This is a genomic window from Helicobacter canis (assembly GCF_008693005.1).
GTDB classification, from domain to species: domain Bacteria; phylum Campylobacterota; class Campylobacteria; order Campylobacterales; family Helicobacteraceae; genus Helicobacter_B; species Helicobacter_B canis.
Genome location: NZ_VXKE01000010.1, coordinates 99,977 through 119,889, shown reverse-complemented (window position 1 = coordinate 119,889; position 19,913 = coordinate 99,977). Strand labels below are relative to the sequence as shown.

Genomic DNA, 19,913 nt, shown 5'->3' with positions numbered 1-19,913 from the left:
TCTTGTTTCTAGCGGTTATAGAGATGATTTTCACTTTTTCACAACCCCTACTACTACTACTAAACACTCTTAAAGGAGATACGATGAAAATCACTTTAAACAAGAACAACTTCGAAATCGTGCTAAGCAATTTCCAATCTTTCCTTGACAAGAAGGACTCTTCACAAATAACTTCACACATATACTTAGAAACCTTAGACAACAAGCTCCTGCTAAAAGCCACTGATTACGAAGTCTCTATTCAATCAAAAATTGACATTATCCAAAAAATTGAAGATGGTGTAGCCACAATCGAAGGAAGAAAGATACTTTCCATCATCAAGCCACTAGATGATGGAGAAATTACTTTAGAAACAAAAGATGGGCAAATCTCCATCTATCAGGGTGATGATGACTTTAAACTTCCAACATTCAATGCAAAAGAATTCAACAATGCTACAAAATTCCCAGAAATCAGTGAATTAGATACAAAAATCAACCTAAATCCAATAGATTTCATAGAATCTATTAAAAAGGTAGCTGTAGCCACAGACGCGACAAAAGCCGATACTATACGCGTAGAACTCACTGGAATCTTACTTGATGTGAAAGATTATCATTGTAATTTTGTCGGCACAGATACAAGAAGGCTTGCAATTATCCGCCAAAACACCCAATCAGTAGGCACGCAGCTTTCCATCATTATCCCTAGGCGTGCCATTATGGAAATTTCCAAGCTCTTTTACGATGAGTTTGAAATCTATATCAATAAAAAGCAAGATGCTGATCCAACAATGCTTTTCATCAAATCACAAAACTATACTTTCTCTACAAAGCTCATAAGTGGCAAATATCCAGATTATGAAAAAATTATCCCAAAAGAGTTTAAAATCCAGTCTAAACTACCAAAAGAAGATGTCATAAAAGCTATTAAGAAAACAAATTCACTCTCTACAAATGTGAAAATCACATTAGATTCTAGTGGTTTGGTATTTGAAACAATGAATTCCGAAAGTTCAGAGTCCGCAAAAACTCCAATAAAAATCGCACTTGATATTACAGAATCTATTACACTTGGTATGAACTCTCGCTATGTGCTTGACTTCCTAGGCTTCATTACAAACAATGAATTTGAAATTTTTATCAACGATAGCAATATGCCATTTATGCTAAAAGATGATAAATACTCCACAATCGTAATGCCTGTGCTGTGCTAGTAAAGGAATAAAATGCAAGAGAATCAAACACCATCTTATACCGGACAAAACATCAAAGTTTTAAAGGGGCTTGAAGCAGTCCGGAAACGCCCGGGTATGTATATTGGCAGCACAAATATCAATGGCTTGCACCATATGGTATATGAAGTCGTTGATAATTCTGTTGATGAGGCGATGGCTGGGTTTTGCGATAGAATTAGCATTACACTTACTCACGAAGGCAGCGCAATCATAGAGGATAATGGTAGAGGGATTCCAGTGGATATGCATCCAACAGAAAATATCCCTACTGCTACAGTCGTGCTTACCGTGCTACACGCTGGGGGGAAATTTGACAGCGAAGTATATAAAGCTTCTGGTGGTTTGCACGGAGTTGGAGTATCTGTTGTCAATGCTTTATCAAAAAAGCTCATTATGACAATCCACAAAAACGGCAATATTTATCGCCAAGAGTTTGCCGCTGGGATTCCTACTTCAGAGTTAGAAATCATCGGTAAAACGAATAAAAATGGCACAATTATCGAATTTTTCCCTGATGATAGCATTATGGAAGTGATTGAGTTTGATAAAGATGTCTTAACGCGTAGATTTAAAGAGATGGCATATCTAAACCAGAATCTAACCATTGATTTCATCGATGAAAGAAGTGGGTTTAGAGAGTCTTATCACTTTGAAAATGGACTAATGCAATTTATCCAAGATATTAACAAACGCCCAGCTATTGCTTCAACAATTTATTTCAAAGGTGCAGATCAAGAAACGGAAATGGAAATTGCCCTTGTTTATAATGAGGGATTTGATGAAAATGTCTTAAGCTTTGTAAATAATATCCGCACGCCAGATGGAGGCACGCACGAAGCGGGCTTTAGGGCAGGACTTAGTCGTGTGATTATGAATTACATTGAAGCAAATGCAAATGCTAGAGAAAAAGATATAAAAGTAACAGGTGATGATGTGCGTGAGGGACTTGTAGCAATTATTTCTACACGCATTATTGATCCGCAGTTTGAAGGGCAAACTAAAGGTAAATTAGGAAGCTCTTTCATTAAGCCAATTATCCAAAAGCTTACAACAGAGCGATTAAGCAAGTATTTTGAAGAGAATCCAAATGATGCAAAAGCTATTATACAAAAGGCATTACTCGCAGCAAGAGGGAGAGAAGCAGCGAAAAAGGCGCGCGAGCTTACAAGGAAAAAGGAAAATTTCTCTGTAGGGACATTGCCCGGAAAGCTTGCTGACTGCCAAAGTAAAGACCCAACAGAATCTGAAATCTATCTTGTAGAGGGGGATTCTGCGGGTGGCTCTGCAAAACAGGCTAGAGATAGGCTCTATCAAGCTATATTGCCTTTGCGTGGGAAGATTCTTAATGTCGAAAAATCACGACTCGATAAGATTTTAAAAAGTGAAGAGATTAAAAATATGATAACAGCCTTTGGCTGTGGTATTGGAGAGGATTTTAATCTTGAACGATTGCGCTATCATAAAATCATTATTATGACTGATGCTGATGTTGATGGGAGTCATATCCAAACGCTACTTATGACATTTTTCTATCGTTATTTAAAGCCACTTATCCAAAATGGACATATTTATATCGCCCAGCCGCCACTTTATTGTTTGCAGTTAAAAAAGAATAAAAATAAAGAGTTGTATCTTAAAGATGACAAAGCATTAAGTGAATTTCTTATAGAAAATGGAATAGAGAATTTCACATTTGAGGGCATTGGTGAAAAAGAATTGATCGAAATATTGAAAAAAATCGCACAATATCGCCTAATATTAAAAGAGCTTGAAAAACGCTATGCAATGGTTGATATCGTGCGATTTTTGATAGAGAATCCAAATGTTAGAAATCTTGATTTTACACAGATGTTTGCAGAGATTGAAAAATTCTTACCGACAATTGAGTGTAATATCTTAAACAAAACAATTACACAAGAGCTTCTTATACTCTATGTCCAAACTCCAACAGGGCTTGCAGAAATCACCATAGATGAAAGCCTTTTTGTTAATAATTTCTTTAAAGAAGCGTGTGAAATTTATGCAAAGATTCAAGAGAGAGATTTAGTATTTTTAGAGGGAAAAAATATCATAAAAGTCTTAGAAGAAATCGAAGAATCTACAAAGAAAAGCTATGATATGCAGCGATACAAAGGTCTAGGTGAAATGGACCCAGAACAATTACAAGAAACTACAATGATCCCAAGCAATCGCACACTTTTGCGTGTAACATTACCAGATGAAGAAGAAGCTGATAGGATCTTTACGCTTTTTATGGGTGATGAGGTAGAGCCTAGAAGAGAATATATCCAACTCCACGCAAAAGATGTCAAAAATCTTGATGTGTGATATAAACTAGATGTTTGAAAAAGAGCGGTTGATTATTATCGATGGCGTGGAGATTCTCACGCGTAGTGTTGATTACTGGTCTTTGGGGACTTTTGTCCTTATTATTATCGCTAGTATATTTATTTATTTTTTGCCAAGTTTAATTGCGATGTTTTCTCATCATAGAGATAGATTCTTAATCCTTATTATCAATGTATTTTTTGGTTGGAGTGTGCTTGGCTGGTTTATTGCTCTTATTTGGAGTTTTATACGCAGGTAGTTATAATATTTCTATCCCCACCGGGCAGTGATCACTCCCTAAAATTTCAGGATAAATACTAGCACTTTTTAGCCTAGAATCTAAGATTTTAGAGCAGAGAAAATAATCAATCCGCCACCCCGTGTTATTTGCCCTAGCTTTGCCCATATAGCTCCACCAAGTGTAAGCCCCTTGCTTTTCAGGGTAAAAGTGGCGGTAAGTATCTGTGAAGCCAGAATCTAGTAGCGTGCTTATTTTCTCTCTTTCTTCATCGGTAAAGCCTGCGTTTCTGCGGTTTGTTTTTGGGTTTTTTAAATCAATCTCTTTATGCGCGACATTAAGATCACCACACACAATCACAGGCTTTTTAGATTCTAGGGCTTTCAAAAATGCGCGAAAGTCATCTTCCCACTCCATTCTGTATTCTAGGCGTTCTAGCTCTCTTTTAGAATTTGGAGTATAGACATTGACAAGATAAAAATCGCTATATTCTGCGGTGATAATGCGCCCCTCTTTGTCGTGGTGGGCGATCCCCATATCATAGCCCACGCTTAAAGGCTCTTGCTTGCTAAAAATTGCCACACCAGAGTAGCCTTTCTTCTCTGCGCTGTTCCAATACTCATAATAGCCGCTAAAATCAAATTCTGCTTGATCTCTGTGCATTTTGGATTCTTGGATACAAAACACATCGGCATCTACTGCGTTAAAAAACTCCATAAAGCCCTTATTCATACACGCTCTTAGCCCATTGACATTCCAAGAAATCAATTTCAATGTAAATCCTTAAATGATGAAATGAGTGATTATAGGCTAAAACTTCTTTGATTTTTATAATTTAAGCGGATTTTTAATCAAAGTAAGGCAGAATCCAAATTTACTTCATTTTGCCTATGGCTCGATAGCTCAGTCGGTAGAGCAGGAGACTGAAAATCTCCGTGTCGGTGGTTCGATTCCGCCTCGAGCCACCACTATTCTTAATCATTTTTCATTCTTTTTATGATAAGTATTTTTATCTTTTACATACATTGTGCTACACTAACTCATTTGCCTTTGCAAAGGATTTGATAATGGCGCGGATATTTTTACTTATTTTCTTACTCTGTAATCTTACTTGGGCTTACAAATGTCATTATGGAGTTCGCTGCCAAGATTCTCGTATAGGGCTTGGTGGATATTATACACATTTAAACTCGCCGCGTGTTGGCACGCACAATGGTGGTGGCTTTTTCACTTTGCAAGAAGATTTATATTTGAAGTGGTTCTATCTAGGTGGAGAGCTATTGGCTGGAGTTGGTGGCTCGTCAATGAGCGGCATAGCAAGCGCAAGTGGTAAGTATGAGAGTATCAGCGATAGAAATTGGTTTGCTCTTGTTACGATCAATGCTGGGGCGAATCTTGGCTCATTAGAGAAGCCTACATTTTTGTATATGTCATTTTCTACAGATTTATACGATGTAGGCTTTGAAAATAATCGTGGGAGATTTAGGGATTTTGGGCTTTTTCTTGGTGTAGGGGCATTTCATAGGATAATGATTACAGATAAACTTGCACTAGAGCCTAGGGCTAATATCGCTTGGAATGCCACACGCCGACTTGTTGGCTATGGCTATAATGTGCTCTCTAGTGATGTTGCTGGTGCGTTTGATGGCAGCTATAAAGCAGAGCTATCTCTAGGGATACTCTATCGTGGCAATGCTTACAATAGTGTAGAAGATCTAGGTGAAGTGCTTGCACAAAAATCAAGCTTTGAAATGCCAGATTTCTACGCCAGAATCAAGGGAGTGTATTATCATATGAATGCCCTTACTATGCCCTATTTAGATACACAGACACTCCACCACCCTGAAGCAAATAATTTTGCGCTTATGCTTGAGTTTGGTATAGGGCTTAATGCGCCGTTTAATTAAGAGATATTAGAAGATGAAAAGCTTTTGTAGATTTTTTTGGCTTTTTGTCATTCTATGCTCTTATATGAGTGCAAAGGCTATCAATGTCGATGAAATACTGACGAAAAGTAGGCAGTTTAAGCTTATTACATCATTTTCTTATATCAATCTTGCTCGCAAGGATTCTTACCTAGGCTCCATAGGTGCGCAGCTGCCAGATGGCACACATATAACCTTGCCCTATGTCGGTGCGCAAAGCACAAATCAAGATCATCTAAATTTTTCTTTATATATGCGTTATGGTATTTATAGGCGTGTGGAAGTATTTAGCACAATTAATGCCTTTTGGCAGCATAGTGGTGTAAATGATACGATTAGCGGTAAATATATAGCAAGTAGTCGCGGAGATTTTGGACTATGGAATCTAGGAGTGCTAATACAAGCTAAAAAAGAGGGTAAATATCCAGCACTTTTGCTTGGTGGAAGCGTGGATTTACTAGAACAGATGTATTTCACTACTACGCATAAGACATTAGAGTATGCTAAGGGATATTCGTTTTTCGCGACAAGTTTTTTTACCATAGATCCTGTGGTGTTTCTTCTCCAAGCAAACTTTCGCTTAAATCTTAAAAAAGAATCGCAAGGATTATCACTAGATAGCGGAGAATCTTTCATACTTAATCCTATGGTGTATTTCGCTGTGAATCCTTATGTGTCGCTAAATGCAGGGATAAAATATCAATATAGAAGTAGTGATAATGTCAAATGTCAATGGCACTACATTAGCTCCACTTGGATCATCTCTAGGCTACACGATTGGTATTGGCTATGAGATCAAGCCCAAGCTTATCCTTTTTGCAAGTGTGGATTTTCTGCCTACAAGTCAATATACTAGCAATTCTCTATCACTAATGCTTTCTTATAGAATCTAGGACTACAAATGCTGCGCGTAGGACTGCTAGCTTTTTTGCACTCTATTGCTTTTAGTGCGCAAATTTATAACGAGCCAGTAGAATTTACAAATCCTACACAATCGTGGCTTGAGCTACGCGATGAGAATCTTACAAGGCAGAAGTATGATTACACCTGTGGCGCGGCTTCACTCTCAACGATTTTTACTTATTATTACAAAATAGATCAAACAGATGAATTTGCAATTTTAGAATCTATACTATCAGGCAAAGGAATTGATATTAACAAAAAAGAGCATAGTATAGAGCAACTACGAAAAAAGGTGTCTATATCTTTTTATGATTTAGGAGAGTATGCTAAAACGCGTGGATTTACACCCATAGGCTTGGCACTTGATATGGAGAATCTAGCAAAGCTACAAATCCCTGTCATTGTGCATATTAATGTGCGTGAAGTGGAGCATTTTAGTGTATTTAAGGGTATGGATAGCGACTTTGTCTATCTTGCAGACCCAAGCTTTGGCAACATAAAAATAAGCCACAAAAAATTCCAAGAGATGTTTTATCAGCGTGAAGATGCAAAATATCCGGGTAGGATTCTTGCTTTTGTCCCCAAAGATAGAGCTAAAATAGAGCCAAATCAAGCATTTATGCACTTGGATAATAGCTTGTTTATGGTGTATGAAATAATACTAGATAGGCATTTATAGCGGCTAGAATACCAGCATTTCGCGTTTGATTTTATTGAGCTTATCGATTTGCTCCTTTAGTGCATCGACTTGCTCGTTAATCTGCTCTAGCACCGCCATTTTTAGCTCTTCTGGCATATCCATAGAGCCGCGTTTTATCATAATATAATCCACAAAGCTAATTTTCCCCATACCAAGCAGGATTTGGATTTCATCGCGGATTTCTTCGATTCTAATGATTATTTCATTGATTTTTTCAAACATTTTTACTCCTTATGGTGTGATACCTTCGCTAAGAAGAGTATGGATATGCAAAACTCCTAGAATCCACTTTTTAGAATCTGTGATGACAAGTAGCTGGATTTTGTTTGCTTCTATGATTTTTAGGGCTTCTTTGGCTAGGAGATTTGGATTCTGGCAGGTTTTTGGATTCTGTGTGGCGTAGGTGATTGCACTAGCGTTGATGTCAAAATCGCTTCTCATCATAGCTCGCCGCAAATCTCCATCGCTTAGCACTGCTATAAGCGCGTTATTTTCGGCTATCAGCGCACTTCCAAGCCGCTTTTGCGTCATTGTGATGATGGCATCTTTTAGTGGTGTTTGCGGAGAGATTATGGGGAGATTGTCTCTTTGCATAAGATCTGTGATTTTGACAAAGAGTTCTTTCCCCAAGCTTCCGCCCGGATGCAATGCGCCAAAGTCGTATTTGCTAAAATTTCTTGCTTGTATGAGGCAGGCTGCTAGGGCATCGCCCATAGCTAGGGTAAGAGTAGTGGAGCTCATTGGGGCGGCTTGTATGGGGCAGGCTTCTTGCTCTATGGCAATAGGTAGGAAATAATCCCCAAGCTTGCTTAGTGCAGAATCTGGGGCTTTGCTCATTGTGATAATACCGCTTGCAAGTCGTTTGAAATGCGGCATAATCGCTAAAATCTCACTACTCTCTCCGCTATAACTAATGGCTAAAATGATGTCATTTTCCCCTATCATTCCAAGATCGCCGTGGAGAGCTTCGGTGGGGTGGAGAAAGAAGCTTGGCGTGCCTGTGCTAGCAAGTGTAGCGGCGATTTTACTGCCGATATGCCCACTTTTCCCCACGCCACAGACAATAAGCTTGCCGCCTTTATCCGTAGCTTTAATGATGGATTCTATAATGGGAGTCCAAGCAATGTGCGCACATTTTTGAGCTGTGTTTTGCAGCTCTTTTGCTTCTAGGAGTAAAACTTCGCGTGCGATTTGCGCATATTGAGCAGAATCTAAACTAGATTCTGCTGTGTTTCTTGTAGGGCTCATATTCTTGCCTAAGCAGTGAAAATATGGAGCAAAATCGCAGGATATTTTTTAAGCTTTTTGAAGAGCAGTTTTCTTGTGAGATTTCGTATCTCTCCTTCTAAAAGCTTTTTATTGCCAATCACCTCTGGCTTTATCGTGCGGATAGACATTTCAAGCGCACCTTGGAGCTCTTTTTGCAGCTCATCTTGCTCTTTTTGGTTTGCTATGCCTATCATTTCTATTTCTAGGGAGCGGATTTTCTGCTCATTTTGCGAGATGAAAGCCACCATACTCACAAGCCCAGCATCTGCTAGATCTTGGCGATCTTTGATCGTGCTAGAATCTACTTCTTTGCACGCTTGATTATCGATGAAAACCTTGCCAGATTTGACATTGCCAACTTTGCGCATATAGCTTGGATTGACCTCAATTTGATCGCCATCTTCCATAAGTAAGATATTTTTCTCTAACACACCGCATTTAATAGCAGTATCTTTGTGTTTAGCAACGTGATTGTATTCCCCATGGACAGGGAGAAAGAACTTAGGCTTAATAAGTCGCAGCATAAGCTTTTGCTCTTCTTGTGCGGCGTGCCCGCTGACATGGATTTCGCTAAAGTCTTGGTAAGCTACACTTGCCCCTGCTTTCATTAAGAAATTTAGCACCGCTGATACGGAGCCTTCATTCCCCGGGATTGCTTTAGCAGAGAGTATGATTAAATCGCTGGCTTTGATTTTGACATGTCTATGCTCATCTGTCGCCATACGATAGAGTGCGCTCATCGTCTCGCCTTGTGAGCCTGTGGTAACGATTAGAATCTCGTGCTCTGGGTATTTTTCTACTTCGTGTGCTTCGATGAAAATGGAGTTTGGCAAATCGATATAGCCTAATTCTCGTGCTATGTCGATATTTTTCTCCATCGATCGCCCTATGACACAAACTTTGCGCCCATATTTGATCCCATAGGTGATCGCTTGATACACGCGGTGGATATTGGAGCTAAAGGTGCTCATTATCACGCGTCCTTGCGCGCTTTTGAAAAGTGAGTCAAATGTCGGTCCTACAACTGCTTCACTCTGCGTGCAGCCGCTTTTGTGTGAGTTTGTAGAATCACTAAGCAGTAGCATAACGCCTTGCTCCCCATAATGCGCTAGACGGTGCAAATCTGTGGGGAGATTGTCAATAGGTGTGTGGTCGATTTTAAAATCTCCTGTGTGGAAGATAATGCCAGCCTCTGTTTTAATTGCAAGTGCAGAAGAGTCAATAATGGAGTGCGTGATATGTATCCATTCTATTTCAAAATCTCCAATTTGCACAGGCTCACGCTTTTGAATGACTTTTAGCATAGGGCGGAATTTCTTTAGCCCGTGTTCGTCAAATTTCGCTCCAATCATTCCAAGTGCTAGCGGCGTGCCATAGAGAGGGAATTGCAATTCTTTGAAAAGATAGGGCACTGCGCCGATGTGGTCTTCGTGTGCGTGGGTGATGATAACGCCAGCGATTTTGTCTTTTATGCTGTGGAGATAAGTAAAATCTGGGATCAAAATATCCACGCCGTGCATATTTTCTTCTGGGAAGCTCATACCCACATCGATGATGATGGCAGACTTCTCCGTCTCCATTACCATCATATTGCCGCCGATTTCTCCTAGCCCACCAAGCGGCGTGATACGCACGCTGGCTTTTGTGTTGAGATCGAGCTTGTTGTGTGGGTTTAGGCTGTTTTTTTGGATTCTAGTGTTTGTCTCTACACCTTTTTTCAAGTCTTTGTGGAATGCAAGATTACCGCGCTCACTTGCTCCTTGCACTTCTCTTGCACCACCTTGATTCTCGTGCTTATTGCGATTGGGCCATTGGCGTTTGGGCTGCTCTCCTTGAGAATTACTCTTTTGGTAAGATTGTGGCTCGCGATTATGCGGCTCTTTTTGTCGGTGGTCTTTTTTGAAACGATTGTTGAAAAACCGCCTTTTTGGCTGTGTTGTATCTTGCGGACTTTGTGGATTTGGTTTGTTATTTGGCTCATTCATAGAAATCCTTTAGTGTGTTGTAAATATGGTGATACTTTTGTGTGCTGATTTGATGAGGTCGTGCGTTTAAAGCGATGGATTCTTGTGCGAAAATTTTATCTAATAAGTTTTTTTGCTCAATTTTTTGGAAAATTGGCAAAAGATTATTATAAAGCTTTTTGCGCGGAGAGCTGAACGCTGCTTTTAGCATCGATTCAAAGCCGCTTTCAATGTGGGTAAAGTCTTTAAACTTTTTATGTGTAAAAACTGATGAAGTAACTTTGGGCATAGGATCAAAGCTCTCTTTACCAACATCAAAAAGCAGTGTTATTTCTCCTGCACTTTGTGCAATCACACTTAGCGCGCAAAAATCACTTGATAAATTATCCGCACAGAATTTCAAGGCGACCTCTTTTTGTGTCATCACGACAAAGCCTTCGCATAACGGATCGTGCAAGAGATTTAGCACGACACGAGTGGCGATATTATAAGGGAGATTAGAGACAAGGATATAAGGCTCATTAGCAAGCCAGCCCTGTTTAGATTCTATTCTACTTTTTTTGTCATCACTTGCTGTTATGCGGAGAGTTTGCTTCGCCACTTCCTTTGGTAAGCTTGAGCTAGAATCTATACTAAAAGGGATAGAAAGCACATCACAATGCACCAAAGAAAAAGGGTGTGCAAACTTGCGCGATGAAAACTTCTGCAAAACAAAAGAACACAGATCGGCATCAATTTCATAAGTCGTAAGACTAGAAAGAGATAAAAGCCGCTCTGATAAATCACCCAAGCCAACACCGATTTCTATAAGCTTTTGACCTTGTAGTAGCTCGGCACTCACTTGGACAATTTTCTCTAAAATAAAAGGATCTTTTAAAAAATTTTGTCCAAAACACTTTTTCGCTCGCATTGTTAGCTCGCATAGCAAATATGTAAATACTGATAGGGTGTATTGTATCCTTTTTTATTAACTATTGTTAAAGAATTATTGGGATTTATAAAAATTTATTGCCGTTTGTATTATACTTGCCTATTTTAATTTATGTGTTTTATGTAAGGAGTATGTGAGATGGTAAATCATCTTGCAAAGAGAATTATCCCGTGTTTGGACATAAAAGATGGACAGGTTGTGAAGGGGGTAAATTTTGTTGGTTTGAAAAGTGTCGGCGATCCTATCGAGCTAGCTAGATTTTATAATGATTCTTTAGCCGATGAGCTTGTGATTTTAGACATTACAGCATCGTTTGAGCATCGTCAAATTATCGTTGAGCTCATTCGTGAAATTGCAAAGGAAGTGTATATACCCTTGACAATCGGGGGTGGGATAAAAACTTTAGATGATATGTATGTGCTTTTAGATGCTGGTGCGGATAAGATTAGTATCAACTCTGCGGCGATCGCAAATCCAAGCTTGATCGAGCAAGCGGCGAAAAGATTTGGCTCGCAATGCGTGGTTGTGGCGATCGATGTGCGTTTAAGTGATTTGGGATATGAAGTATATGTCAAAGGCGGAAGAGAGCCCACGGGGATATTGCTTGCTGATTGGGCAAGGATATGTAAGGACAAAGGTGCTGGGGAATTTTTACTAACAAGTATGGATACAGATGGCACGAAAAGCGGATATGATATTGCTGCATTACAAACTTTGCGAGAAGCGAGCGATCTACCGATAATTGCTTCTGGTGGTGCTGGGAAAATGGAGCATTTAGGAGAGATCTTTTCTCTTGATATTGCAGATGCGGCGTTGGCAGCGAGTATTTTTCACAATAATGAAATCAGCATTGTTGATGTTAAACATTACCTTAGAGATTGTGGCATATCGGTTCGATTATAGGAAGCTGTGATGATAGTGTGTGCGGGTAGAAGTGAAACTATTTCTTATGCTGCGCCTATTGGTGTGGGATTGGTAGAAGCGAGTATGGGGCTTATGAAACTTTGTTTGCGAGAGTATGTAGAGAAGCTGGTGTTTGTTGGCTCTGCTGGGGCATACTGCTATGAAATACCATTGTTGTCTTTGTGTATAAGTGCTCGTGCTACACAGATAGAATCTAGCTTTGTCTCTGGGGGTAGCTACACACCGCTAGATAATTATATAGAAAGCAATGTTTCACAGGAAACATTTAGGGTAGGAGATCGGTGCTTGCGCGATGTGGTGGTAAATTCTTCCAATTATATTACGATGGATTCTGGGGTTTGTGCTGCGATGTGTGGAGCGGGTATTATGGTGGAGAATATGGAGTTTTTCGCGCTTTTGCGTGTTGCACAGGATTTTAATATCCCTGCTTATGGGGTGTTTTGTATCACAAATTATTGTGATACAAACGCGCAAAAAGATTTCATAGCAAACCACGCTGCTGCCAAACAAAAGCTGGAAGATTTTATACAGCAAGGGGGTATTCTGTGAATTTAGTGCAGGGGTATGGGAAGGTAGATTCTAGCTCATTGGAAGCAGAGAGTTTGAAGAATATTTATAGTCTCTCTCTCGCAGAGCTGCAAGAAATCTGTAAAAAACCTTATCAAGCAAAGCAGCTCTACTATTGGCTCTATGTATGCTATGAAAAAGAATTCACTAAAATGAGCAACCTTCCCAAAGACTTTAGAGAGATGTTGCAGCTACAATACAGCGCACAGAATCTAAATTTGCTCACACAAGAAGTGAGTCGCGATGGCACGAGAAAATATTTGTTTCAAACTAGGGATAATCACACCTTTGAAAGCGTGTGTATCAAAATGCGAGATAAAAAATATGATGAAAATGGCAAAGTCATTCAAGGAGAGAAATATACATTTTGTATCTCTAGTCAAATTGGCTGCAAAGTGGGCTGTGCTTTTTGCTCTACGGCAAAGGGTGGGTTCGTGCGAGATTTAACAAGTGGAGAGATAGTCGAGCAGGTGGTTAATCTTAAGAAGTATAATAATTTAGCTCCGGAAAAGAGGGTTAATATTGTTTATATGGGTATGGGAGAGCCATTGAATAATTTTGACAATCTTATGCACGCGATCAAGATTCTATCTGCACTTGAGGGGCTTTCTATCTCACCAAAACGGCAAACAATTTCTACAAGTGGCATTAGCCCCAGAATCTATGATCTAGGTCAGCAGAATCTAGGTGTTCAGCTTGCCATATCGCTCCACGCTGTAGATGATACTCTGCGCTCAAAACTTATCCCTATGAATAAAACTTATAATATCCAAAGCGTTATTGATGCGGTCCGTGCCTTTCCTATCGATACGAGAAAGCGCGTGATGTTTGAATATCTTGTTATAAGAGATATAAATGATGATCTTGCTAGCGCGAAAAAATTACTAAAGCTACTTGATGGCATAAAGGCTAAGGTCAATCTTATTTTGTTTAATCCGCATAGTGGCACGAAATTTCAGCGACCAGAAGAAGCTAAGGTCAAGGCTTTTGCAGACTTTCTTACAAATAAAGGCTTGCTTGCAACCATACGAGAATCTAAAGGTATCGATATTTCAGCTGCCTGCGGACAATTACGAGAAAAGACAAAGCAAAGTGTTTCATATGAAACATAATATATGAAGGAGATAAGATGGAAGCATTAGAGTGGATATTATTGGTATTTTTAGCAATATTTGCTATCGGCAGTATTGCTGGATATGTGTTATTTGTCAAAAATGAAAAGAAAAAATAAAGGCGCGCAATGCTTGTTCATATTTGCTGCTCAGTAGATAGCCATTATTTCTTAAGCGAATTGCAAAAGGCTTACCCACAAGAAAGCTTTGTAGGGTTTTTTTATAATCCAAATATCCACCCAAAAGCGGAGCACGATCTACGACTAAGTGATGTTCGCAGAAGTTGTAGTATGTTGAAGATCCCACTCATTGAGGGTAGTTATGAGCTAGAGAATTGGCTTTCATCGGTGAGAGGGCAAGAAGATGAGCCGGAAAAGGGTGCTAGATGTAGCACTTGTTTTGATGTTCGCTTGAAAAAAAGTGCGGAAATTGCCAAGCTCCTTGGTGAGCGAACCTTCACCACCACACTACTATCAAGTCCTATGAAAGAGCAGGAGACTCTCTACCAGCAAGGGGATATAATCGCACAAAACAATGACCTAAACTTCATTAAAATTAATGTCCGTAAAAATGGCGGTGTGCAGAAGCAAAATGAGCTTGCCAAAAGAGATAATCTCTATCGTCAAAACTATTGCGGCTGTCAATTTGCGCTGTCCAAGCAACGAGTGAAACAAGATCGCCTAAGTCTTGAGATGATAAGCGAGCTAGGTGGTAGAGCATTACCCGGGAGCATAGAAGAGCGGCAAAAATCTTTTGCATTAAGAAATACACTAGAATCCACCGGGAAAAGCTATATTCTTACACAGAAAAAGCTTCGTGTGTGGCGACTTTTGCAAGGAAAAGTCTCCTATAATGAAAAAGTGATATATAGTTATATTTTAGCCCATTCAGATTCTAGGGCTACTAAAAATACGACTATTGTTTGGGGAAATATTACCCTAGAATCCTTGCTGGACTCTCGACACATAATGGCGCAAGACAATTTCAAAAATATGTTTGCCATAACGCCTAAGGCTACCATACGGCTAGGATTTTCTAAAAAAGATGATAGTGTATTTGTCTGTTTAAAAGATGTTAATGCGCTGCTTAATACACAATATGAGTGTGTTCTTGATTTAATATACAACCCTATCGCCTATGAGTTGGAATTACTTATGCGGAGCTTGCTCTGTGGCAGTGAAAGTATCAATCCTATAATTATCATTGATGAGATTAGTGAAAATCTAACCATAGACATTAAGTCAGTTTTTCAAGATGAAAGAATCTTTCAAACGATATTTTTGTCGTAAAAACTTAGCCACAATGATTCAATGTTCCACCAAAAAGCATTGCCAAATTAAAGAAAATTTTTGAAAATATTGTGTATAATCGGCGCAATTTTTGCTGATTTTATGCGCAATTTGTCAATATAGATTCCACTAGTCAAGGTATTTCTATGATGGATGTCAATCATATTAAGAAGATTCTCCCACATCGCTATCCTTTGTTGCTTGTAGATAGAGTTACAGAGCTTGTCCGCAATACTGATGATGCTACTCCTAATGGCTATATCAAAGCATACAAGAATGTTACTATCAATGAAGAGATATTTTTGGGGCATTTTCCTAGTAAGCCTGTGTATCCGGGGGTTATGATCATTGAAGGTATGGCGCAAGCTGGTGGTGTTTTGGCATTTGTGAGTATGTTTGGTGATGATGTTCGTGCCGCAGAAGATAAGATTGTGTATTTTATGACAATTGATAAGGTGAAGTTTCGTGTCCCTGTAGTCCCGGGCGATCGCTTAGAATACCATCTATCCGTTTTGAGACATAAGGGTGCGGTGTGGTCGCTTGAAGCAAAGGCATTTGTCGATGGTAAGCTTGTGTGTGAAGCGGAGCTAAAGGCAATGGTCGCAGATAGTCAAGAGACGCAAGGTTAGTGATGGCGAGCAATATAGCAAAAACAGCCATTATCCATAAAGGTGCGCAAATAGCCGATGGCGTGGAGATCGGTGATTTTTGCGTCATCGGCGAGCGGGTGAAAATCGATTCTGGTTGCAAGCTGTATAATGGTGTTACCATTCTTGGTAACACCATTATCGGTGCGCGCACGACAATTTTTCCTTATGCTGTGCTTGGCACAATCCCGCAGGATTTGAAATATGCTGGCGAAGAGGTCGAGCTTATCATCGGTGCAGATAATCTTATCCGTGAGCATTGTATGTTTAATCCGGGGACACAAGGCGGCATAGGAAAAACGATCATAGGAGATCATAATCTTTTTATGGCGTATGTGCATATTGCTCACGATTGTGTGATTGGCAACCATTGTATCCTTGCAAATAATGCTACCCTTGGTGGGCATATCGTGCTTGGTGATTATGTCAATATCGGTGGTATGACTCCTGTGCATCAGTTTGTCAAAATTGGCGATGGGGCGATGATTGCTGGAGCAAGCGCACTCTCCCAAGATGTCCCACCATTTTGTATGGCAGAGGGCAATCGTGCCGTGATCAGGGGACTCAACAAACATAGAATGCGCAAGCTTTTTACAAGCGAAGAAATTGATGCCATCAGCTCTTTTTATAAAGAGCTTTTTGCCGCGACTTCTATGCGCGATTATGCTCAAAGTGTTTTAGATTCTGGTGCGAGACTAGAATCTATCGAGAATATTTGTCGCTTTGTGCTTGACTCATCAAGGGGTATTCCGATCCGAAAAGGAAAAGAATGAAAAAGTATTGTGATTTTTGTGGCAAAGAGATAGAGAGCACCTACTTCGAGGGGAGCAAATCTGGGAAGATTTGTCCTTCGTGTATCGGTGGTTTATACAAGACATTGCGGCAATCAGGCGTAGATATGGAGCGGGTGCCGAGCACTTCTAGGGGGTCTTTAGCCGATGATTCACCTGCATTCATCGATATTCCCACACCAAGAGAGATGAAAGCTAAGCTTGATGAATATGTCGTAGGGCAAGAAGAAGCTAAAAAGGTGTTTTCTGTAGCTGTCTATAATCACTACAAGCGCATAGCGAGCAATACGGCAGACACGAGTGATGTGGAAATCACAAAATCAAATATTTTGCTCGTGGGTCCTACTGGTAGTGGTAAGACACTTATGGCACAGACTTTAGCACGATTTTTAGATGTGCCGATCGCTATATCTGATGCAACGAGTCTTACAGAAGCTGGCTATGTGGGGGAAGATGTAGAAAATATCCTTACAAGACTTTATCAAGCGGCTGGGAATGATGAGAAAAAAGCGCAGATGGGGATTGTATTTATCGATGAGATTGATAAGATTTCTAGACTCTCAGAAAATCGCTCCATTACGCGCGATGTCTCTGGCGAGGGTGTGCAGCAAGCGCTGTTAAAGATTATTGAAGGTAGTGTGGTTAATATCCCTCCAAAAGGTGGAAGAAAGCACCCAAATCAAGAGTTCATACAGATTGATACGACAAATATTTTGTTTATTTGCGGTGGGGCATTTGATGGTTTGGGGGATATTATTAAGCGCAGAATGGGCAGCAATGTGCTAGGGTTTGGGCAGGTGCAAAAAACAAAAAGTGAGCAAGATGATGTTTTGCATCTCGTAGAGCCAGATGATTTGGTAAGCTATGGGCTTATACCAGAGCTTATAGGGCGGCTTCATATCATAGCGACTTTGCAGCCTATTACTAAAAGTGCTATGGTTGATATTCTCACTAAGCCCAAAAACTCCCTAGTTAAGCAATATACTAAGCTTTTTGCATTAGATGATGTCGTGCTAGAGTTTGAGCAAGATGCTATTGAGAAGATTGCCGAGCTAGCCATTGCTAGAAAGACAGGTGCTCGTGGCTTGCGCGCGATTATTGAGAGCTTTGCTACGGATATTATGTTTGATTTACCCACAATGCGTCATTGTAAGGTTACAATTACCAAAGATTGTGTAGAGCACAAGCAAAAGCCCATTATCACCAAGCCTAAGAAATCAAAAGAATCACCTAAAACACAAGGAGCGTAAAGTGTTGTTAAATAAGCTTATCGGTATATTTTCGCATGATATTGCGATTGATTTGGGGACAGCAAATACAATCGTTTTGCTAAAAGGTCAGGGGATTATTATTAACGAGCCTTCAATCGTAGCGGTGCGTGTGGATCGATACGATAGAGATGGGGAGATTCTGGCAGTTGGGCACGAAGCCAAAGAAATGGTTGGAAAAACCCCAAGCGGTATCCAAGCTATCCGCCCGATGAAAGATGGTGTAATTGCAGATTTTGATGTAACAGAAAAAATGATTCGCTATTTTATTGAGAAAGCCCACAATCGCAAATCACTTATTCGCCCTAGGATTATGGTGTGTGTGCCTTATGGGCTCACAGGTGTTGAGCGTAAAGCCGTGAAAGAATCTGCTATGAGTGCAGGTGCTAGGGAAGTTTATCTTATAGAAGAGCCAATGGCAGCAGCTATAGGTGCAGGACTGCCTATCAAAGAGCCCCAAGGAAGCTTGATTGTTGATATTGGCGGTGGGACGACAGAGATAGGCGTTATCTCTCTTGGTGGGCTTGTTATATCTAAGTCTATTCGTGTAGCTGGAGATAAGCTTGATATGGCAATCGTCAATCATGTGCGCAAGCACTATAATCTTTTAATTGGTGAGCGTGCAGGAGAAGAAATCAAAATAAAAATCGGTGCAGCAGCGCCTTTGGATACCCCACTTTCTATGCAGATTAAGGGGCGCGATCAGGTGAGTGGATTACTCAATACCATTGAGCTTACAAGTGAAGATATACGGGAAGCGATAAAGGATCAACTACGAGAAATTAGCAGTGCGGTGAAAAGTGTTATAGAAGCTGTGCCTGCGGATTTGGCGGGCGATTTGGTAGAGAATGGTTTGACACTTACGGGTGGTGGCGCACTCATTAGGGGGCTCGATAGGTATTTATCTGATACCGTGAAACTTCCTGTATTTATAGGAGATGAGCCATTGTTGGCTGTGGCAAAAGGCACAGGAAAAGCTATAGAAGAGCTCGATACTCTGCACAATACTAGTCGTTACGAATAATGCGCTATCAATCCCTGACGATTGTTGTTGTGCTGGTGGCGGTTTTATTTATCGCCATAGATTCTAGCAGTTTTTTACAAAGACATATCGGCTCAGTCGGGGATAGTGTAAAGATTTTTATCCTTAATGTAAAAGATGGCATCACGCTTTCTTATAACAAATACATCGCCCAAGCCAAAACCATTGAGCATTATGAAGAGAAGCTAAAGAATTATGAGAGACTCGAGCTTGAGCTTGAGCATACACAAAATGAGCTTGATGCACTTTCTGTTTTTGACACGCAGCAAGCTTTTGCCAATGATACGAGATTTTTCCCTGCGCGCGCGTATTCCTATGTGAGTATGGGGGATTCTAACCGCGTGTGGATACACTTTGATGTCAGCAACTATCCAGAAGATAGGATATTTGGGCTTGTGCAAGATAATAAGGCATTAGGCATTGCGGTTATTTATGATAATAAGCTAATGGGGCTTTTAAATGGAGAGAGAAAAAGTAGCTATAGTGTCTTTATAGGTGATGAGAAAATCCCTGTAATAGTGCATTCCAGTGCGCTAGATCATCGGTATATCACTGCAGATTTTATCCCATCTTGGAGGAAGGTAAATATCGGCGACCAAGTAGTAACAAGTGGGCTTGATGGGATTTTCATTGAGGGGATTTCTGTGGGAGAAGTAGTGAGTGTGAATCGCGACTTTGGTTATATTTCTGCAGAAATTAAGCCCTATGCCCAGCGATCGCGACTCGGGTATTTATGGTTGATTGATACAGCTTTCCCTATGCAGTCGAGTGCCCCGCAATCACTGCTAACCCCATAGG

General features: G+C 40.2%; 20 protein-coding genes and 1 tRNA gene. 16 read left to right on the top strand and 5 right to left on the bottom strand.

The genetic code is table 11. The features are described 5' to 3' along the window. The first annotated feature begins 83 nt into the window (after positions 1-83). From dnaN to F4V45_RS03820, 3 genes are read left to right on the top strand one after another with little or no spacing between them, the layout of a single operon-like run. On the top strand, positions 84-1,196 hold the full coding sequence (gene dnaN, locus F4V45_RS03830) for a DNA polymerase III subunit beta (protein WP_150337140.1): 1,113 nt from the start codon (positions 84-86) through the stop codon (positions 1,194-1,196). Positions 1,197-1,208: 12 nt separating this feature from the next. Further along, positions 1,209-3,545, top strand: coding sequence for a DNA topoisomerase (ATP-hydrolyzing) subunit B (gyrB, locus tag F4V45_RS03825; protein ID WP_150337139.1), 2,337 nt, complete (start codon positions 1,209-1,211; stop codon positions 3,543-3,545). Positions 3,546-3,555: 10 nt separating this feature from the next. Then, positions 3,556-3,804 carry a superinfection immunity protein gene (locus tag F4V45_RS03820; protein ID WP_023929692.1) on the top strand — a complete coding sequence of 83 codons (249 nt, stop codon included), beginning with the start codon at positions 3,556-3,558 and terminating at the stop codon, positions 3,802-3,804. Here the strand turns inward: F4V45_RS03820 and F4V45_RS03815 are convergent, their stop codons facing one another. Beyond that, the gene (locus tag F4V45_RS03815; RefSeq protein ID WP_150337138.1) at positions 3,805-4,557 is read right to left on the bottom strand and encodes an exodeoxyribonuclease III; all 753 of its coding nucleotides are present in this window, start codon (positions 4,555-4,557) and stop codon (positions 3,805-3,807) included. It lies immediately after the preceding gene. 118 nt (positions 4,558-4,675) lie between these two features. Here F4V45_RS03815 and F4V45_RS03810 point away from each other — a divergent pair. The 4 genes from F4V45_RS03810 (at position 4,676) to F4V45_RS03795 (ending at position 7,290) form a co-directional block, all read left to right on the top strand. Further along, a tRNA-Phe gene (locus F4V45_RS03810) sits at positions 4,676-4,751 on the top strand. Between the two features lie 99 nt (positions 4,752-4,850). Then, positions 4,851-5,690 (top strand): hypothetical protein, encoded by an 840-nt coding sequence (locus tag F4V45_RS03805; RefSeq protein WP_150337137.1) that lies wholly within the window; start codon positions 4,851-4,853, stop codon positions 5,688-5,690. A gap of 13 nt (positions 5,691-5,703) precedes the next feature. After that, positions 5,704-6,501 carry a hypothetical protein gene (locus tag F4V45_RS03800; protein WP_246144986.1) on the top strand — a complete coding sequence of 266 codons (798 nt, stop codon included), beginning with the start codon at positions 5,704-5,706 and terminating at the stop codon, positions 6,499-6,501. A 108-nt stretch (positions 6,502-6,609) separates the two neighbouring features. Beyond that, positions 6,610-7,290, top strand: coding sequence for a C39 family peptidase (locus tag F4V45_RS03795; RefSeq protein WP_150337136.1), 681 nt, complete (start codon positions 6,610-6,612; stop codon positions 7,288-7,290). Between the two features lie 3 nt (positions 7,291-7,293). Here F4V45_RS03795 and F4V45_RS03790 read toward each other — a convergent pair whose 3' ends face one another. The 4 genes from F4V45_RS03790 to rsmA are packed head-to-tail and all read right to left on the bottom strand — an operon-like array spanning position 7,294 to position 11,454. Next, a complete protein-coding gene (locus F4V45_RS03790) occupies positions 7,294-7,533 on the bottom strand; it encodes a DUF2443 family protein (protein ID WP_023929689.1) in 240 nt (79 codons plus the stop codon). A gap of 9 nt (positions 7,534-7,542) precedes the next feature. Beyond that, positions 7,543-8,559 (bottom strand): KpsF/GutQ family sugar-phosphate isomerase, encoded by a 1,017-nt coding sequence (locus F4V45_RS03785; protein WP_150337135.1) that lies wholly within the window; start codon positions 8,557-8,559, stop codon positions 7,543-7,545. A gap of 8 nt (positions 8,560-8,567) precedes the next feature. After that, positions 8,568-10,565, bottom strand: coding sequence for a ribonuclease J (locus tag F4V45_RS03780; protein ID WP_150337134.1), 1,998 nt, complete (start codon positions 10,563-10,565; stop codon positions 8,568-8,570). Next, positions 10,558-11,454, bottom strand: a complete 897-nt coding sequence (rsmA, locus tag F4V45_RS03775; RefSeq protein ID WP_150337133.1) for a 16S rRNA (adenine(1518)-N(6)/adenine(1519)-N(6))-dimethyltransferase RsmA — start codon at positions 11,452-11,454, stop codon at positions 10,558-10,560. Before rsmA ends, F4V45_RS03780 begins: the two co-directional genes overlap by 8 nt. A 159-nt stretch (positions 11,455-11,613) precedes the next feature. Between rsmA and hisF the strand changes: the two genes are divergently transcribed. From hisF to mreC, 9 genes are all read left to right on the top strand, one after another. Continuing rightward, entirely contained in the window at positions 11,614-12,378 is a 765-nt protein-coding gene (hisF, locus tag F4V45_RS03770) for an imidazole glycerol phosphate synthase subunit HisF (protein WP_150337132.1), read from the top strand. 9 nt (positions 12,379-12,387) lie between these two features. Beyond that, the gene (locus F4V45_RS03765) at positions 12,388-12,948 is read left to right on the top strand and encodes a phosphorylase family protein (RefSeq protein WP_150337131.1); all 561 of its coding nucleotides are present in this window, start codon (positions 12,388-12,390) and stop codon (positions 12,946-12,948) included. A 38-nt stretch (positions 12,949-12,986) separates the two neighbouring features. Beyond that, positions 12,987-14,078 (top strand): dual-specificity RNA methyltransferase RlmN, encoded by a 1,092-nt coding sequence (gene rlmN / locus F4V45_RS03760; RefSeq protein ID WP_150337146.1) that lies wholly within the window; start codon positions 12,987-12,989, stop codon positions 14,076-14,078. Between the two features lie 128 nt (positions 14,079-14,206). Continuing rightward, on the top strand, positions 14,207-15,367 hold the full coding sequence (locus tag F4V45_RS03755) for an epoxyqueuosine reductase QueH (RefSeq protein WP_150337130.1): 1,161 nt from the start codon (positions 14,207-14,209) through the stop codon (positions 15,365-15,367). 119 nt (positions 15,368-15,486) lie between these two features. After that, positions 15,487-15,996: a 3-hydroxyacyl-ACP dehydratase FabZ gene (gene fabZ / locus F4V45_RS03750; RefSeq protein ID WP_407925327.1), complete on the top strand. Its 510-nt coding sequence runs from the start codon at positions 15,487-15,489 to the stop codon at positions 15,994-15,996. Positions 15,997-15,998: 2 nt separating this feature from the next. After that, positions 15,999-16,787: an acyl-ACP--UDP-N-acetylglucosamine O-acyltransferase gene (gene lpxA, locus F4V45_RS03745; protein ID WP_150337128.1), complete on the top strand. Its 789-nt coding sequence runs from the start codon at positions 15,999-16,001 to the stop codon at positions 16,785-16,787. Further along, positions 16,784-18,055, top strand: coding sequence for an ATP-dependent protease ATP-binding subunit ClpX (gene clpX / locus F4V45_RS03740; protein WP_023929675.1), 1,272 nt, complete (start codon positions 16,784-16,786; stop codon positions 18,053-18,055). Before lpxA ends, clpX begins: the two co-directional genes overlap by 4 nt. Before the next feature lies 1 nt (position 18,056). Beyond that, positions 18,057-19,097: a rod shape-determining protein gene (locus F4V45_RS03735; RefSeq protein ID WP_150337127.1), complete on the top strand. Its 1,041-nt coding sequence runs from the start codon at positions 18,057-18,059 to the stop codon at positions 19,095-19,097. After that, the gene (gene mreC / locus F4V45_RS03730; protein ID WP_150337126.1) at positions 19,097-19,912 is read left to right on the top strand and encodes a rod shape-determining protein MreC; all 816 of its coding nucleotides are present in this window, start codon (positions 19,097-19,099) and stop codon (positions 19,910-19,912) included. Before F4V45_RS03735 ends, mreC begins: the two co-directional genes overlap by 1 nt. The last annotated feature ends 1 nt before the right edge of the window (position 19,913 follow it).

What these genes read in the sequence shown, in the direction of transcription:
- dnaN (WP_150337140.1), top strand. Translation starts at nt 84, where the DNA reads ATGAAAATCACTTTAAACAAGAACAACTTCGAAATCGTGCTAAGCAAT.
- hisF (WP_150337132.1), top strand. Translation starts at nt 11,614, where the DNA reads ATGGTAAATCATCTTGCAAAGAGAATTATCCCGTGTTTGGACATAAAA.
- rsmA (WP_150337133.1), bottom strand. Translation starts at nt 11,454, where the DNA reads ATGCGAGCGAAAAAGTGTTTTGGACAAAATTTTTTAAAAGATCCTTTT.
- gyrB (WP_150337139.1), top strand. Translation starts at nt 1,209, where the DNA reads ATGCAAGAGAATCAAACACCATCTTATACCGGACAAAACATCAAAGTT.
- mreC (WP_150337126.1), top strand. Translation starts at nt 19,097, where the DNA reads ATGCGCTATCAATCCCTGACGATTGTTGTTGTGCTGGTGGCGGTTTTA.
- F4V45_RS03780 (WP_150337134.1), bottom strand. Translation starts at nt 10,565, where the DNA reads ATGAATGAGCCAAATAACAAACCAAATCCACAAAGTCCGCAAGATACA.
- F4V45_RS03800 (WP_246144986.1), top strand. Translation starts at nt 5,704, where the DNA reads ATGAAAAGCTTTTGTAGATTTTTTTGGCTTTTTGTCATTCTATGCTCT.
- F4V45_RS03790 (WP_023929689.1), bottom strand. Translation starts at nt 7,533, where the DNA reads ATGTTTGAAAAAATCAATGAAATAATCATTAGAATCGAAGAAATCCGC.
- F4V45_RS03805 (WP_150337137.1), top strand. Translation starts at nt 4,851, where the DNA reads ATGGCGCGGATATTTTTACTTATTTTCTTACTCTGTAATCTTACTTGG.
- clpX (WP_023929675.1), top strand. Translation starts at nt 16,784, where the DNA reads ATGAAAAAGTATTGTGATTTTTGTGGCAAAGAGATAGAGAGCACCTAC.
- F4V45_RS03795 (WP_150337136.1), top strand. Translation starts at nt 6,610, where the DNA reads ATGCTGCGCGTAGGACTGCTAGCTTTTTTGCACTCTATTGCTTTTAGT.
- F4V45_RS03755 (WP_150337130.1), top strand. Translation starts at nt 14,207, where the DNA reads ATGCTTGTTCATATTTGCTGCTCAGTAGATAGCCATTATTTCTTAAGC.
- F4V45_RS03785 (WP_150337135.1), bottom strand. Translation starts at nt 8,559, where the DNA reads ATGAGCCCTACAAGAAACACAGCAGAATCTAGTTTAGATTCTGCTCAA.
- lpxA (WP_150337128.1), top strand. Translation starts at nt 15,999, where the DNA reads ATGGCGAGCAATATAGCAAAAACAGCCATTATCCATAAAGGTGCGCAA.
- F4V45_RS03765 (WP_150337131.1), top strand. Translation starts at nt 12,388, where the DNA reads ATGATAGTGTGTGCGGGTAGAAGTGAAACTATTTCTTATGCTGCGCCT.
- F4V45_RS03820 (WP_023929692.1), top strand. Translation starts at nt 3,556, where the DNA reads ATGTTTGAAAAAGAGCGGTTGATTATTATCGATGGCGTGGAGATTCTC.